This is a genomic window from Streptomyces sp. NPDC047841, assembly GCF_040704085.1.
In the GTDB taxonomy this organism is placed as follows: domain Bacteria; phylum Actinomycetota; class Actinomycetes; order Streptomycetales; family Streptomycetaceae; genus Streptomyces; species Streptomyces argyrophylli.
In genome coordinates this window covers 22,714-36,742 of sequence record NZ_JBEYRP010000026.1, presented here as the reverse complement: position 1 = coordinate 36,742, position 14,029 = coordinate 22,714, and the positions used below count along the sequence as shown (strand labels likewise).

Sequence of the window (14,029 nt, the reverse complement as noted above, 5' to 3'; positions counted from 1 at the left end):
CATGGCCGTCCTGACCGCCCCGCACCGCAAGTCCCCGGTCCCGGCGCCGTCCCGGGGCAGCCGAGCCCGGGGCCCCCGCCGCACACCCCCGCTGGTCCTCGCCTTCGTCCTCGTCCCCCTGCTCGTCGAGGCCGTCTGGGTCTTCTGGCCCGCGCTGCAAGGCTTCTACCTCGCCCTGACCAGCTGGGATGGCGTCTCCGCGCCGCCATTCGTCGGCCTGGGCAACTTCCGCGAGATGGCGGGCGACGACGTCTTCCGCAGCGCCGCCGGCCACACCGTCCTGTGGCTGCTCCTCTTCGGCGGCCTGTCCGCCCTGCTGGGCCTGGCCGCCGCCCTGCTGCTCCAGCAGGAACGCCGGGGCATCGGCTTCTACCGCGCGGCCCTCTTCCTGCCCGTCGTCTTCTCCCTGGTGGCCACCGCCCTGGTCTGGCAGGCCATCTACCAGCCCGACGGCGTGCTCAACCGCCTCCTGGAGGCCGTCGGCCTGGACAGCCTGCGCCACGCCTGGCTCGCCGACCAGGGCACCGCCCTGTACGCGGTGATCGTGCCCGCCCTGTGGCGGCAGATCGGCTACGTGATGGTCCTCTACCTCGCCGGCCTGAAGGGCGTCGACCCGGCACTCTACGAGGCGGCCAAGGTCGACGGCGCCGGCCGCTGGCAGCGCCTCCGTCATGTGACACTCCCGCAGCTGCGCAGCGTCAACGCCGTCGTGCTGTCCGTCATCGTCATCGACTCGCTGCGCTCCTTCGACGTGGTCTGGTCCCTGACCCGCGGCGGCCCCTACCACTCCTCCGAACTGCTGAGCACCTACATGTACTCCACCGCCTTCCAGTCCCTGCGCCTCGGATACGGCTCCGCCCTGGCCGTCGTCATCTTCCTGCTGGCCTTCGGGGTCATCGCCTCCTACCTGGTCCGGGCCTTCCGGGAGGCCGACTGATGTCCGCCGCGGACCCGCACACGTCAGCCCGCGCGCTGCGCCGCCGGCGGGCCGCCACCGCCGGCTTCCACCTCGGCGCCGGAGCCCTGGCCATCCTGTGGCTGCTGCCCATCCTGCTGGTCGTGGTCACCAGCCTGCGGTCCTTCAACGACATCGCCGCGCACGGCCTCGGCAGTTGGCCCCGCTCCTTCACACTGGACAACTTCCGGCAGGCCTGGGTCGACGGCGGCCAGCAACGCGCCCTGATCAACAGCCTGATCGTCACCGTCCCCTGCGTCCTGGCGACCCTCGCCCTGGCCGCCATGGCGGCGTTCGCCCTCAGCCGCTACGAGATGCCCTTCCGCCGTTCCCTGCTGCTGCTCATGCTCGGCGGCAACCTGCTGCCCCCGCAGATCCTCCTCATCCCGGTCTCCAAGCTCAGCGAGATCATAGGCATCTACGACACCCTGCCCGCCCTGATCGGCGTACAGATCGGCTTCGGCGTCGGCTTCTACGTGTTCGTCCTGCACGGCTTCATGCGCTCGATCCCCGCCGAGATCCAGCAGGCCGCCGTCGTCGACGGCGCCGGCCCCTGGCAGATCTTCTGGCGCGTCATCCTCCCGCTCACCCGGCCCGCGCTCGCCGCGCTCAGCGCGCTGTCCTTCACCTGGATCTTCAACGACCTGCTGTGGGCGATCACCGTCCTGCGCAACGACAGCAAGATGCCGATCACCGCCGCGCTCATCGGCCTCCAGGGCCAGTACGTGTCCATGTGGAACGTGATCGCCGCCGGATCCGTCATCGCCGCCGCACCCACCGTGGCCGTCTTCCTCCGCTTCCAGCGCCACTTCGTGGCCGGCCTCAACCTCGGAGCGGTGAAGTGACCCCGCACCAGCGCTGGACGCTGCGCACCGAGCACACCAGCTACACCGTCCGGCTCTCCCCGGACGGCCCCTGGGCGGAACTCCACGCCTGGGGACCGCACGGCGTCGAGGACGGGCCGTCGGCACTGGACTGGTCCCACCGCACCCACTTCATCACCCCGGCGGACGCCGCCCCCGCGGAGTACGTGCCGCACGGACTGCGCCCGTTCACCGGCGCCGATCTCGTCGCCGCCCGGCCCGGCTCCGAGCGCGGCGTGTGGTGGAGCTTCGAGGGCGCCGACGAGGAGCCCGGCACGCTCCGGCTCACCTTCACCGACGACCTCCTCGGCCTGCGCACCACCCTGTGCTACGCCACCGTGCCGGGCACCGACGTCCTGCACCGCTGGACCGAACTGACCTGCACGGGCGAGGAGGAACTACGGCTGGAACGCCTGGACTCCGCCGCCGTGAACATCCCGGTCACCGCAGCCGCCCGGCTGACGTACCTGACCGGCCAGTGGTCCCAGGAGTTCCAGCACACCCAACTCGACCTGGCCCGGGGCACGTTCACGATGGGCAGCACCCAGGGTGTGCCCGGTCACGCGTACGCCCCCTGGCTCGCCGTCCAGGACGCGACGGCACCCCCCGACGCCCCCGCCCCCGCCTACGGCATCGCCCTGGAATGGCCCGGCAACTGGCACATCACCGCGCAGGCCGAGCCCGGCGGCGCGGTACGTGTCCGCGCCGGACGCGTACCGCACGAGGGCGCGGTACACCTGTCTCCCGGCGACACGCTGACCACCCCCCGCCTCGCCTGCGCCTTCAGCCCGGACGGACTCGACGGACTCTCCCGCGTCTGGCACCGCTACGAGCGCCGCCTCGCCGGCGAGCGCCTGCACCGCCCCCGCAAGGTCCTGTACAACTCCTGGGAGGCCACCGGCTTCGACATCGGCGCCGAGAGCCAGCTGGAGCTGGCCAAGGCGGCGGCGGACCTCGGCGCGGAGCTGTTCGTGGTGGACGACGGCTGGTTCACCGGCCGGGCCGACGACACGGGGGGACTGGGCGACTGGTACCCCGACCCGGTGGCCTTCCCGCACGGCTTCGACCGGTTCGTCGACGACGTCCGCGCCCTCGGGCTGGACTTCGGCCTGTGGATCGAACCCGAGGCCGTCAGTCCCGGCAGCCGCCTGCACGCCGAACACCCGGAATGGGCCTACAGCATCGAGGGCCGCCCGGCCCGCCGCGTGCGCAACCAGCTCCTGCTCGACCTCGGCCGCACCGACGTGCAGGACTTCGTCCTCGCCACCCTGGACCGGTTGCTGACCGGCCACACCATCGACTACCTGAAGTGGGACATGAACCGCCCGCCGACCGAACGCGGCCGCCCAGGCGCCGGCCCCGCGGACCGGCTGGACCTCGACGCCGAGCACGTCCACGGCTACCTCCGCGTCCTGGACCACCTGCGCAGCGCGCACCCCCACGTCACCATCGAGGGCTGCGCGGGCGGCGGCGGCCGGATCGACCACGCCACCCTCGCGCGCACCGACGTCGTCTGGCCCAGCGACAACACCGCACCCCTGGACCGACTCCGCGTCCAGTACGGCTTCCTGCACGCCCACGCCCCGCACGTGCTGAGTTCCTGGGTCACCGACGCCCCCGGCGTCTTCGATCCCCGCCCGCGCAGCCTCGCCTTCCGGTTCGTCACCGCCATGTGCGGCGTCCTCGGCATCGGCGCCGACCTGCGGACCTGGACGCCCGGACAGCGCGCCGAGGCAGCCGGCTGGATCACCCGGTACAAGGACGTCCGGGACGTCATCCACCACGGCGACACCCGCCTGCTCGGCTCTCCCGGGGACGCCACCTGCGGAGTGCAGTACGACGCCCCAGACGGTCGCCGTACCGTCGTCGCCGCCTTCAGCACCGGCCCGCTCGACGGCGCCCCGCTCGTGCCGGGCCGCCCCGCCCGGCTGCGGCTGCGCGGCCTGGACCCCACGGCGGCCTACCGGGACGCCGCCACCGCGACCACGTACAGCGGCGCCCATCTGCTGCACTACGGGCTGCCCTGCGCGTGGACCGCCGACCACGACGCCGACCTGGTCGTACTGACACGGCAGTAGCCCGCACCCGCACGCCGCAAGCCACCCAGACGACAAGGAGCCCCGCCCCATGGATCCCGCACGACGGCACGGCGCCCGCTTCACCGGCCGCACGGCCGTGATCACCGGAGCCGCCTCCGGCATCGGGGCCGCCACCGCCGAACGCCTCGCCCAGGAGGGCGCCGCCGTGATCCTGGCCGACATCGCCGAGGAACCCGGCGAGGCCGTGGCCGCGCGCATCACCCAGGACGGCGGCCGGGCCCACTTCGTGCCCGCCGACGTCTCGGCCGAGCGGGACTGGCAGCGGATCGTCTCCGCCGCCCACGCCTACGGGCCCGTCGACGTGCTGGTCAGCAACGCCTACACCGTCGACGTCACCCCGGCCCACGAGATGACCCTCGCCTCCTGGCAGCGGCAGCTGTCCGTCAACGTCACCGCCGCCTTCCTCGGCTTCCGGGCGGCCCTGCCCGACCTCCGCTCCCGTCGGGGAGCCGTCGTGCTCACCTCCTCCGTCCACGCCCACGCCGGCATCCCCGGCCATCCCGCCTACGCCGCCTCCAAGGGCGCGCTGCTCTCCCTGTGCGGCCAACTCGCCGTCGAATACGGTCCCGAGGTGCGCGTCAACGCCGTCCTGCCGGGACCGGTGCTGACCGCGGCCTGGGACAGGGTGCCGCCCGAGGAACGCGAGCTGAGCGTCGCCGCGACCGCCGCCCGCCGCTTCGGCGCCCCCGAGGAGGTCGCCGCGGCCATCGCCTTCCTCGGCGCCGACGAGGCCTCCTTCATCACCGGCGCGCACCTCGTCGTCGACGGAGGCTGGAGCGTCACCAAGGCGTCCGCATGACCACCGCCGTCCGCTCACGCGACCCGTGCGCACCCGGCCATACTCGTCCGACACGTGCGCATCCGGATCCGTCCGACCCGTGCGCATCCCGAGAGAAAGGCTGTACGACATGACGCCCTACGCCCGCCGCGGCGTGCACGGCCAGACGGTGGAGGCGCTGGCCCGCCGCATCCTGGGCGGCGAGATCCCCGAGGGGGCCACGCTCGACCTGGTGGCGTTGCAGAGCGAACTGGACGTCAGCCTCACCGCCCTGCGCGAGTCCCTGAAGGTGCTGGCCGCCAAAGGCATGGTCGACGCCCGGCAGAAACGCGGCACCTTCGTCCGGGCCCGCGCGGACTGGAACCTCCTCGACGCCGACGTCCTGCGCTGGCAGTTCCAGGGCGGCCGCGCCGGCGAGACCGACCGGGCGCTGCTGCACAACCTCGCCGAGGTGCGGGCCATCATCGAGCCGGCCGCCGTCCGCCTCGCCGCCGAGCGCCGCACCGACGACGACCTCGCGGCCCTGGACGCCGCCCTCGCGGCGATGGGGGAGCACGACACCGACCCCGTCCACGCCGTCGAGGCCGACCTCGCCTTCCACCGCGCCCTTCTCGCCGCCACCCACAACGAGCTGCTGGAACGCATGGAGATGGTGATCGAGTCGGGCCTCGCCCACCGCGACCGCCTGGTCCACAGCTCCCCGCACAGCGAGGACCCGGTTCCCGCCCACCGCGCCGTCCTGGACGCCGTACGCCACCAGGACCCGCGGGCCGCCGAAGCCGCCATGCACGCCCTCCTCGAACAGGCCGGGCGCGACCTGGACCGGATCGACGGCCCCGACGACACGAAAGGCACCGGCGGCAAGTGAAGATCGCCCGCATTGAGACGTTCCTGGTACCGCCGCGCTGGCTGTTCTGCCGGATCGAGACCGACGACGGCGTGGTCGGCTGGGGCGAACCCGTCGTGGAGGGACGCGCCGAGGTGGTCCGCGCCGCCGTCGACGTCCTCGCCGAATACCTTCTCGGAAAGGACCCGCTGCGCATCCAGGACCACTGGCAGGTGCTCACCAAGGGCAGCTTCTACCGCGGCGGCCCCGTGCTCTCCAGCGCGGTCGCCGGCCTCGACCAGGCCCTGTGGGACATCGCCGGCAAGACCTACGGCGCCCCCGTGCACGCCCTGCTCGGCGGGCCCGTCCGCGAACGCGTCCGGGTCTACGCCTGGGTCGGCGGTGACGAGCCCGCCGAGCTGACCGACCAGATAGCGGCCCAGGTGGAGGCCGGGTTCACGGCGGTGAAGATGAACGCCGCCGGGGCCACCTCACCGATCACCACCCCGGCCGAGACGGCGGCCGTCGTCGCCCGGGTGGCGGCGGCCCGGGAGGTGCTCGGCCCCGACCGGGACGTCGCCGTCGACTTCCACGGCCGCTTCACCGCCGCCAGCGCCCGCCGCGCCCTCGCCGAAGTGGCGCCGTTGCACCCCTTGTTCGTGGAGGAGCCGGTCCTCCCCGAGCACAACCACCTGCTGCCCGGTCTCGTGACCGCCGGCCCGGTGCCGCTGGCCACCGGCGAACGCCTCTACTCCCGCGGCGAGTTCCTGCCCGTCCTCACCGCCGGGATCGCCGTCGCCCAGCCCGACCTGTCCCACGCGGGCGGCATCTCCGAGGTGCACCGGATCGCCGCACTCGCCGACACCTTCGGCGCCCAGCTCGCCCCGCACTGCCCCCTCGGCCCCATCGCCCTCGCCGGCAGCCTCCAGATCGCCTTCGCCACCCCGAACTTCCTCATCCAGGAGCAGAGCCGCGGCATCCACTACAACAAGGACGCCGACCTCCTCTCCTACCTCGCCGATCCCGAACCGTTCCGGTTCGTCGACGGTCACGCCCGCCGCAACGACGTCCCCGGCCTCGGCATCACCCTGGACGAGGCGGCCGTACGCGCGGCCGACCGGAGCGGGCACGCCTGGCGCAACCCCGTGTGGCGGCACCCCGACGGCTCGTTCGCGGAATGGTGACCCGCATGCTCGACGTCGTCACAGACCCGGACCGCGGCGGCCGTTGGACCTCGCTGCGCGCGGGCGGCCGTGAATGGCTCTGGCACCGGCACGCACCGGAGCGGGACGACGCCGTCCCCGGCGACGCGTTCGTCGACGCGGGCGGACTCGAGGAATGCGTGCCCACCGTCCGGGGCCGCCCCGACCACGGCGACGCCTGGTCCCGCCCGTGGACCCGGGACGGAGACACCGAACGGGTTGACTGCGCCGCCTTCACCCTGACCCGCACCCTCCGCGCCACGCCCGACGGGGCGGAAGCCGACTACACGCTGACCGCCGGACCCGGCTTCCGCTTCCTCTGGGCGGCGCACGCCCTGCTCGACCTCTCGGAGCGCGCCACCCTCCACATGACCGGCGGCGCGACCACCCGCCTGTTCCCCGAAGCCGCCCCCCTGCTGAAGGAGCCGTGGCCCGACGGCGCGCCCTGGGTCGCGGGTTCCTGGCCCGCTCCGCGTGGACTGGCCCTCGACCGGCTCGGCCCCGACGACGGCACCGCGGTGGGAGCCGTCGTGGACACACACCTGTGCTGCGTGCACGACGACCACGACCGGCTGTCCCTGAGCGTACGGGTGACCACGGACACCGTGGCCGGACACCCGGTGGCCGATCAGCAGGCGGTCGCTCGACCGGCGGGCCGGCACTCCGGAGCCGGGCAACCCGTGTCGATCGCTCTGTGGCGCAACCTCGGCGGTTTCCCCGAGGCGAACCCCTACCGCAGCACGGGCGTCGAGCCGATGCTCGGCCGCGTCTTCGACCTCGCCGACGCCGGCCCCGGGGACGCCGCCGAGGTGCCCGCCACGGGAGAGGTGCGCTGGCGACTGACGCTCACCACCACCTGCCGCTGCCCCTGATCCCCCAGCAAGGAGACCCGTTCGTGGATCTGCCCGCCGCACTCGCGGCCCACCGTTTGCTGGCCATCGTCCGTGGACGCGACGCCGACGCCGCGCTGCGCACCGTACTGACCCTGGCCGAGGAGGGCATCGACCTCATAGAGGTGTCGCTCACCGGCACGGACGCCCTCACCGTCATCGCGCGGGCCCGGGAATTCCTCGGCCCCGACCGCCCCTTGGGGGCGGGCACCGTTCTGACCGCTGACGACGCGCGTGCCGCCCACCGCGCGGGAGCGACGTTCGTGGTCACGCCCGGCCTGGGCGAAGCCGTACCCGCCGCACACGACCTGGGCCTGCCGGTGCTCGCCGGTGTGTTCACCCCGACCGACGTGATCGCCGCCCGGAGCATGGGTGCGGCGGCGCTGAAGGTCTTCCCGCTCGCCCAGGCCGGGGGAGCAGCGTACCTGAAGGCCCTGCGCGGCCCGTTCCCCGACGCCGCGTTCGTCCCCGTGGGCGGAGTCGACGAGGCCGTGGCCCGCGCCTGCCTCGCCGCGGGGGCGACGGCGGTCGGTGTCGGTTCCCCGCTCGTCGGCGACGCCGCCGACGGCGGCAGCGTCGACGCGCTCAGGACCCGCGCCCGCGCCTTCCGCACCGTCGTACGGGAGGTGGCGCCGTGACCGCGGAGCCCCGCCCCACCCGCCCCGACCGCCTTGAACTCGGTGAGGGCATCCGCTGGACCGGTACCGGTGTCGTCCTCGTGGACCTCCTCGCCGGTCGCCTCCTCGCGGCCCCGGACGACCCCACGGCCCCGCTGCGGACCGTCGCGCACCTCCCGGTTCCGCTGGGGGCGGTCGCCCCGGTGGCCGGTCTCCCGGGCACCTGGATCGCGGCCGCGGGAACCGGCATCTGCCTCCTCCACCCCGACGGCGCCACCCGCTGGCTGGCGCGCCCGGAGGACGGCTCCGTACCGCGCAGGCGCATGAACGACGCCGCGGCCGACCCCTCGGGCCGGTTCTGGGCGGGCAGCATGGGCTACGACGCCGAGGAGGACGCCGGTGCCCTCTACTGCGTCGACCACGACGGCACGGTCGAACGCGTCCTGGACGGCATCACCGTGCCCAACGGCCCGGTGTTCACCCCGGACGGGCGCTCGATGTACCTGGCCGACAGCGCCCGGGGCGTCGTCCGCCGCTATCCGGTCGACCCGCGGACCGCCCGGCTCGGTACCCCCGAGGTTTTCGTCACCGTGGACGACGGCAGCCCCGACGGGATGGCGATCGATGCGGAAGGCGCCGTGTGGATCGCCGTCTGGGGCAGTGGAACGGTACGCCGTCACCTTTTTGACGGCACGCTGGACCGCACCCTGCGGCTGCCCGCGAGCCGGCCGGCCGGCGTGTGCCTGGAAGGAGACGTCCTGCACATCACCACCGCTCGGCTGGGCCTCGACCCGGCCGGGCCGCATGACGGCGCCGTGTTCAGCGTCCGGGTCGAGGTGCCGGGCAGCCCGGCCGCGTCCTACCGGCCGACCGTCTCCACCCTGCCGGTGACACCGGCGGAGGCTCGGGGCGAGGCATCCGGAAGGGAACTCGCATGACCGGAGCCGGCACGGAAACCGCGACGGGACAGCCGTGGCGCCCCGCCGCCGGGCACGTGGTGTGCGTCGGCGAGACGATGGCGGCCTTGGTGCCCGATCCGCCCGAACCGCTGGAGCGGGCCGAGCAGTTGAGACTGTCGGTGGCGGGAGCGGAGTCGAACGTGGCCATGTACCTGGCCGACCACGGCATCCCGGTCGCGTGGCTCTCGGCCCTGGGGGACGATCCGCTGGGCAGACGCGTGCGCGCCACGGTGTCCGCCGCCGGAGTCGACGTCTCGCGCGTGCGCACCGACGCCCGGCACCCAACGGGTCTGCTGGTGAAGAGCCCCGGCCCTGCCACCGGCACGCGCGTGCACTACTACCGAGCGGGTTCGGCGGCTTCCACACTCGGTCCGGAACTGCTGGACGAGGAGCCCGTCCGCTCGGCGGCGCTGCTGCACTTCACCGGCATCACCCCGGCCCTGTCGCCCTCCTGCCGGGAACTGGTCACCAAGGCACTGACCACTCCCGTGGACGCGCGCTCCCACGCGGTCAGCTTCGACGTCAACCACCGACCCGCCCTGTGGCCCGACGGCACCGCGGCCCCCGTGCTGCGCCGGCTGGCCGACCGGGCGGACATCGTCTTCGTCGGCCTCGACGAGGCGCAGGGCCTGTGGGGCGAGGACCTGACGGTGACCGACGTGCGGCACCTGCTCCCGCATCCCCGCATCCTGGTGGTCAAGGACGGCGCCCACGCCGCCACCGCCTTCACCGACCAAGGTGTGTTCGCCGTGCCGGCGCTACGGACGGCCGTGGTCGAACCCGTGGGCGCCGGCGACGCCTTCGCCGCGGGCTTCCTCGCGGGCCTGCTGAGGGGCCTCACGACGGCGCGGGCGCTCAGACTGGGACACATCACGGCGGTGTCGGCGCTGCGGGTGACAGGAGACCACGGCCCATTGCCGGCGCCGACCCACATCGAACGGCTCCTCGCCCTGCCGGGCCCGGAGTGGGAGGCAGCCGGCCTGGTGCGGGAGCGAACTCCTCCCTGTACGGGGTACGCGCCAGGCGGAGCCGCCCGTTAACCGGCGCGCCGCCGCTGCCCGCGTAGAAGACGGACGCACCGACCAGCGGCGTGAGCCGGATCGTCGTGGCGACGGTGATCCCGGTGGTGTCCCGGTCCTCGGGCCCGTACGGAAGCCAGGGTTCGGGAAGCCCCAGCAGGTCTTCCCGAACCGTGATCCGGTCGCCCAGCCTCCTGCTTGACTTGATGCAGAGAAACTCGCGCCAGGCAGGGGAGATGTCTCAGCAGCTGTAGGTGATAAGGCTGCCGTCGAAGCCGCCGCGGGGCACAAGCTGGGCGGGCGCGCCGAGCGCCGCGTCGGGCTCGACGGCGGTGACGTGTCCGCTGCCGGCCTCCGTGAGAAAGGCGCGGGTGCGGCGCACGACCCATGGGCCGATGTCGACGGTCACCACCCGCCCATGGGGCCCGGCGACGTGGGTGATCAGCTCGGCGTCGTAGCCACCGGAACCCGGCCGATGACGCAGGCTCTCGATCATGTCGGCGCGGAGCCGGGCCGCGGACACATTGCTGATCGCTGTCCCGGTCTCGTCGCGGCGGGTGATGACGGCCCGGTCGCCGCCGTCGTACGCGGCCGCGGGGCTCGCCTGCGGGGCGAAACGATGGCGGGCACGGTCCGCAGCGCGCTGTGAACGGGCTCTGACGGGGTCCAGCCGCCCTCGATCACCGTGTCGGCCATCACCCTGGCGCAACTGGACGGCTTCGGCCGGCTCACCCGGCACGGCCGGCCGATCGGCGGCAAACGGGTAGGTGTCACGGACGGCAGGTCCGGGAGGACGCCGGGCCATACGGCATGCAACGCAGACGCGGCGGGGACGAAGATGTCAGCGACACGGGCGAGAGCGTGCAGGTCGAAGAACTGATGCGGACGACTGCCGTGAGCCACGGGATGTCGTGGCAGTCGTCGATCAGCATCGTCACCACGTGCGCGTCGGCCGGGTCGGCGACCAGGTTGGTTCTCCTTGGCGAGTTCCACCGCGGCGGCGAAGCCTTCCTGGCCGCGGGTCTTACCGCTCGCCGAACGCGCGGCCGCCCATCCGCGCAGCCCCGATGTCCTACTTCTGGCCTTGCACCTGCTCACCCGCCCCGGTCCCGGCCCCTTGTACGACGCCGATGTCCGCCGCCACGCCCGCACGCTGCTGAAGGGCGCCGTAGCGCTGCCTGATGCCGGGCGTCCCGCCGCGACGGAACAACTGCGCCGGGCCCTGATCGACGCCGGCGAGGTGGACCTCGAGGCGACGGCGACCCACTGACCGACCGGGCCCGGGCGCCACCGGGTCGGGGTGGGGAATGAGAGGGGGACGACTGATGCCTCGCCTCGGCCCGGCCTTCCCTTGCGTCCGGCCCGCTGTCGGAGTCAGTCCTCCAGACGGACCGGCATCAGCAGGGAGAACGCCCCGTCGTCGTCCGGGCGGCGGATGGCCAGGGGTGCCATGGGAGCGCCCAGTTCGAGGGACAGCCGCTCCTGGGCGCCGGCGGCCAGGAGGTCCAGCAGGAACTCCCGGTTGACGCCGATGTCGTCCGGCTCCTCCTCACCGTCCTCGCAGAGGGTGAGCGTGCCGTCCCCGCCCACCCGGAGCACGCTGACGCCACTGGAGTCACCGTCCTGCCCGCGGACTCCGCGGACCGGACCGGTCCGCACCGCCTCCCGGAAGGCCGCCCCATCGACGGTGATCCGCCGTCCGGCGGTTTCTGCCGCGTAGCCCTTGCGCCGGTGCCCAGCACCCATCGTGATGCCGTACTCCAACCGCCCCGCTCGCGGGCGGGCGCTGCTGGGGGGCGTTCGGTTCGTTATTTCGTCGTGCCCCAGAGTTGGCCGTCGGGGACGTGGGACGGGTTGCCCATCAGCCTGGCGACCCGGATCTGCGCGGGAACGGCGCTGTGGTGGGCGTGAGGCCCCGTGCGGGCGTGATGCCCAGTTGCTCCGGTCCTGGATGCCTCGTGCCCCTGCGCGTCACGGGTAAAGGTCATCGCGTAGGGGTGGGTGAAGTTCGTCGTCGAGCCGTTGACGAGGGGGAAGTGTCCCTGCGGGGCGGTCGTGGGGGAGTCCTGGGTGTCGATGATCCACACGGTCTTGGCGGACACACCGCACTTCTGGAGGGTGAGCCCCTCGTTCTGGTACGCGATGTCGGCGAGACCGGCACACAGCCCCGTGCGTGTGCCGTGCGGCGCGAACTCGACCTCCACGGCGCGCAGGCTGCCGTAGTGCCGGTTCACCTCGGCGGACACGAGGCCGGCCTTGTAGAAGTCGGACACGGGGCCCGCGCGGTGCCCGACGATGTCTCCGGCCGGATCGGAGGTGCTGACGGGGCGCATCACGGTCGGTTGGCCCGCCCTCGCCTCACCCCCATACACCGTCTCCACCAGGTTCGGCTGCTGCGCGGTGCCGGACCGGACGCTGTAGATCTGGATACAGCTGTCGCCGCACTCCGGCGTGGCCGCATCGGCGGAGACTGCTCCCGCGGCGGTAAAACCGCCGACCAGGGCCGTCACCGCCGCGGCGGCCAGCGCCTTCTTCCTGACAGACGTGATCATGAAGACTCCTGTGCTCTCGGGAAGGCTCGCAGTCGCGCCGGTGGACACGGCGGGTCGCCGGGCCGCAGCGCGGAGCGTGTCGCCTTCGTGTGGCAGGAGGCATCCCTCCTCCACGGCTAGGAGCATATGCTCCTAATTCTCGGGTGGCAATGGCTAGACGGCTGCGGTAGCTGACGGCACACCCCGCCACTATGGTGGCTGTGATGGACGGCCACGCTCCCCGTAGGCGTAAGCGTCAACCACGACCGAAGCGGCCCTCTCACCCGTGATGGCGGTGGGAGTGAACTGCCCACCCCGACCCGGGCAGTCGTTCCTCTCCGAACGGAGACATCTCGTGGACCTCAAACTCGAAGCCATCGTGCTGCCCGTGTCCGACGTCGACCGGGCCAAGGATTTCTATGACAGGCTCGGGTTCCGCCTCGACGTCGATCAGACGTTCAGCGACGACTACCGGCTGGTGCACTTCACACCCCCCGGCTCCGGATGCTCGATCCTCTTCGGCAACGGAATGACCTCCGCGGAACCCGGCTCGGCCCAAGGCCTTTACCTGATCGTTCCCGACATCGAGCAGGCTCGCGCCGAGATCGGCGGCAGGGGTGTCGAGGTGAGCGAGGTGTTCCACGATGAGGGGGGTGTGCTGTTCCACGGTCACGAGGGCGGAACCGTCACCCACCGGGGCGCGGGACAGAAGCGCCTGGACGGCCCGCACCCCGAGCGCGCCACCTACTGCTCCTACGCCTCGTTCAGCGACCCGGACGGCAACGGGTGGGTGCTCCAGGAGATCACGGAGCGGTTCCCCGGACGCTGACGGGAACACGTTGCGCGAGCGGAACGGATCAATGTGTCGCCGGGTTACAGGCGGTGCGGTGTGAGATCGGTGCCGGCGAGCGCGGCGGCCGCGGCCTGGTTCGCGCCGATTGTGGCGTAGGCGGCCGCCGTCCGGCCATAGGTCTGCGCGCATGCCTCCAGTGCCGCCCGCCGTTCGCCGGTCAGCGGCAGGACGTACTTTGTGATGTGGGCCGGTTCCTGGCGGGCGACGTAGACCCTGCAGGTTTGCCGGCGACGAGGCGGTCCCCGACGACTTCGCCGAAGCGCCCCTGCGTCATCGAATTTGGACGAATGGAAGGGTGACCACCACAGTCCGTTCGGTCCCTAGGGCAATGGTGTGTGGGTATGCCTGGCCCGGCACGACTTCGGCCTGACGGATGGCTCAATGTGCTCGCTGTGGGAGGTCGGCGACGGCTGGTGGGACTAGGGTGCGGACACCGA

General features: G+C 72.8%; 15 protein-coding genes. 12 read left to right on the top strand and 3 right to left on the bottom strand.

Going from position 1 to position 14,029, the window contains the following annotated elements; all coding sequences use genetic code 11:
- The first annotated feature begins 1 nt into the window (after position 1).
- From AB0947_RS33855 to AB0947_RS33810, 10 genes are all read left to right on the top strand, one after another.
- The gene (locus AB0947_RS33855) at positions 2-937 is read left to right on the top strand and encodes a sugar ABC transporter permease (protein WP_366754198.1); all 936 of its coding nucleotides are present in this window, start codon (positions 2-4) and stop codon (positions 935-937) included.
- Complete coding sequence (locus AB0947_RS33850) at positions 937-1,800, top strand: carbohydrate ABC transporter permease (RefSeq protein WP_366754197.1); 864 nt, start codon at positions 937-939, stop codon at positions 1,798-1,800. Before AB0947_RS33855 ends, AB0947_RS33850 begins: the two co-directional genes overlap by 1 nt.
- Positions 1,797-3,896, top strand: coding sequence for an alpha-galactosidase (locus AB0947_RS33845; protein ID WP_366754196.1), 2,100 nt, complete (start codon positions 1,797-1,799; stop codon positions 3,894-3,896). Before AB0947_RS33850 ends, AB0947_RS33845 begins: the two co-directional genes overlap by 4 nt.
- 49 nt (positions 3,897-3,945) lie before the next feature.
- Positions 3,946-4,716 carry a glucose 1-dehydrogenase gene (locus AB0947_RS33840; protein WP_366754195.1) on the top strand — a complete coding sequence of 257 codons (771 nt, stop codon included), beginning with the start codon at positions 3,946-3,948 and terminating at the stop codon, positions 4,714-4,716.
- Between the two features lie 109 nt (positions 4,717-4,825).
- Positions 4,826-5,563, top strand: a complete 738-nt coding sequence (locus AB0947_RS33835) for a FadR/GntR family transcriptional regulator (protein ID WP_366754194.1) — start codon at positions 4,826-4,828, stop codon at positions 5,561-5,563.
- A complete protein-coding gene (dgoD, locus tag AB0947_RS33830; RefSeq protein WP_366754193.1) occupies positions 5,560-6,705 on the top strand; it encodes a galactonate dehydratase in 1,146 nt (381 codons plus the stop codon). The genes AB0947_RS33835 and dgoD overlap by 4 nt, the downstream gene beginning before the upstream one ends.
- Before the next feature lie 5 nt (positions 6,706-6,710).
- Positions 6,711-7,595, top strand: a complete 885-nt coding sequence (locus AB0947_RS33825) for a hypothetical protein (protein WP_366754192.1) — start codon at positions 6,711-6,713, stop codon at positions 7,593-7,595.
- A gap of 23 nt (positions 7,596-7,618) precedes the next feature.
- Positions 7,619-8,251 (top strand): bifunctional 4-hydroxy-2-oxoglutarate aldolase/2-dehydro-3-deoxy-phosphogluconate aldolase, encoded by a 633-nt coding sequence (locus AB0947_RS33820; protein WP_366754191.1) that lies wholly within the window; start codon positions 7,619-7,621, stop codon positions 8,249-8,251.
- Positions 8,248-9,168 carry an SMP-30/gluconolactonase/LRE family protein gene (locus AB0947_RS33815; RefSeq protein WP_366754190.1) on the top strand — a complete coding sequence of 307 codons (921 nt, stop codon included), beginning with the start codon at positions 8,248-8,250 and terminating at the stop codon, positions 9,166-9,168. The genes AB0947_RS33820 and AB0947_RS33815 overlap by 4 nt, the downstream gene beginning before the upstream one ends.
- Positions 9,165-10,229: a sugar kinase gene (locus AB0947_RS33810; RefSeq protein ID WP_366754189.1), complete on the top strand. Its 1,065-nt coding sequence runs from the start codon at positions 9,165-9,167 to the stop codon at positions 10,227-10,229. Before AB0947_RS33815 ends, AB0947_RS33810 begins: the two co-directional genes overlap by 4 nt.
- Before the next feature lie 220 nt (positions 10,230-10,449).
- On the opposite strand, the gene AB0947_RS33805 is transcribed toward AB0947_RS33810, so the two are convergent.
- Positions 10,450-10,947, bottom strand: coding sequence for a hypothetical protein (locus AB0947_RS33805; protein WP_366754188.1), 498 nt, complete (start codon positions 10,945-10,947; stop codon positions 10,450-10,452).
- A gap of 345 nt (positions 10,948-11,292) precedes the next feature.
- Between AB0947_RS33805 and AB0947_RS33800 the strand changes: the two genes are divergently transcribed.
- Positions 11,293-11,478: a hypothetical protein gene (locus tag AB0947_RS33800; protein ID WP_366754187.1), complete on the top strand. Its 186-nt coding sequence runs from the start codon at positions 11,293-11,295 to the stop codon at positions 11,476-11,478.
- A 104-nt stretch (positions 11,479-11,582) separates the two neighbouring features.
- Here the strand turns inward: AB0947_RS33800 and AB0947_RS33795 are convergent, their stop codons facing one another.
- Positions 11,583-11,954, bottom strand: coding sequence for a hypothetical protein (locus AB0947_RS33795; RefSeq protein ID WP_366754186.1), 372 nt, complete (start codon positions 11,952-11,954; stop codon positions 11,583-11,585).
- A 62-nt stretch (positions 11,955-12,016) separates the two neighbouring features.
- A complete protein-coding gene (locus AB0947_RS33790; protein ID WP_366754185.1) occupies positions 12,017-12,760 on the bottom strand; it encodes a hypothetical protein in 744 nt (247 codons plus the stop codon).
- 334 nt (positions 12,761-13,094) lie between these two features.
- Between AB0947_RS33790 and AB0947_RS33785 the strand changes: the two genes are divergently transcribed.
- A complete protein-coding gene (locus AB0947_RS33785; RefSeq protein WP_366754184.1) occupies positions 13,095-13,568 on the top strand; it encodes a VOC family protein in 474 nt (157 codons plus the stop codon).
- Positions 13,569-14,029: the final 461 nt, after the last annotated feature.

Bases quoted from the DNA above. Each gene is read 5' to 3' on its own strand.
- AB0947_RS33835 (WP_366754194.1), top strand. From the start codon at position 4,826: ATGACGCCCTACGCCCGCCGCGGCGTGCACGGCCAGACGGTGGAGGCG.
- AB0947_RS33810 (WP_366754189.1), top strand. From the start codon at position 9,165: ATGACCGGAGCCGGCACGGAAACCGCGACGGGACAGCCGTGGCGCCCC.
- AB0947_RS33840 (WP_366754195.1), top strand. From the start codon at position 3,946: ATGGATCCCGCACGACGGCACGGCGCCCGCTTCACCGGCCGCACGGCC.
- AB0947_RS33790 (WP_366754185.1), bottom strand. From the start codon at position 12,760: ATGATCACGTCTGTCAGGAAGAAGGCGCTGGCCGCCGCGGCGGTGACG.
- AB0947_RS33795 (WP_366754186.1), bottom strand. From the start codon at position 11,954: ATGGGTGCTGGGCACCGGCGCAAGGGCTACGCGGCAGAAACCGCCGGA.
- AB0947_RS33825 (WP_366754192.1), top strand. From the start codon at position 6,711: ATGCTCGACGTCGTCACAGACCCGGACCGCGGCGGCCGTTGGACCTCG.
- AB0947_RS33855 (WP_366754198.1), top strand. From the start codon at position 2: ATGGCCGTCCTGACCGCCCCGCACCGCAAGTCCCCGGTCCCGGCGCCG.
- AB0947_RS33850 (WP_366754197.1), top strand. From the start codon at position 937: ATGTCCGCCGCGGACCCGCACACGTCAGCCCGCGCGCTGCGCCGCCGG.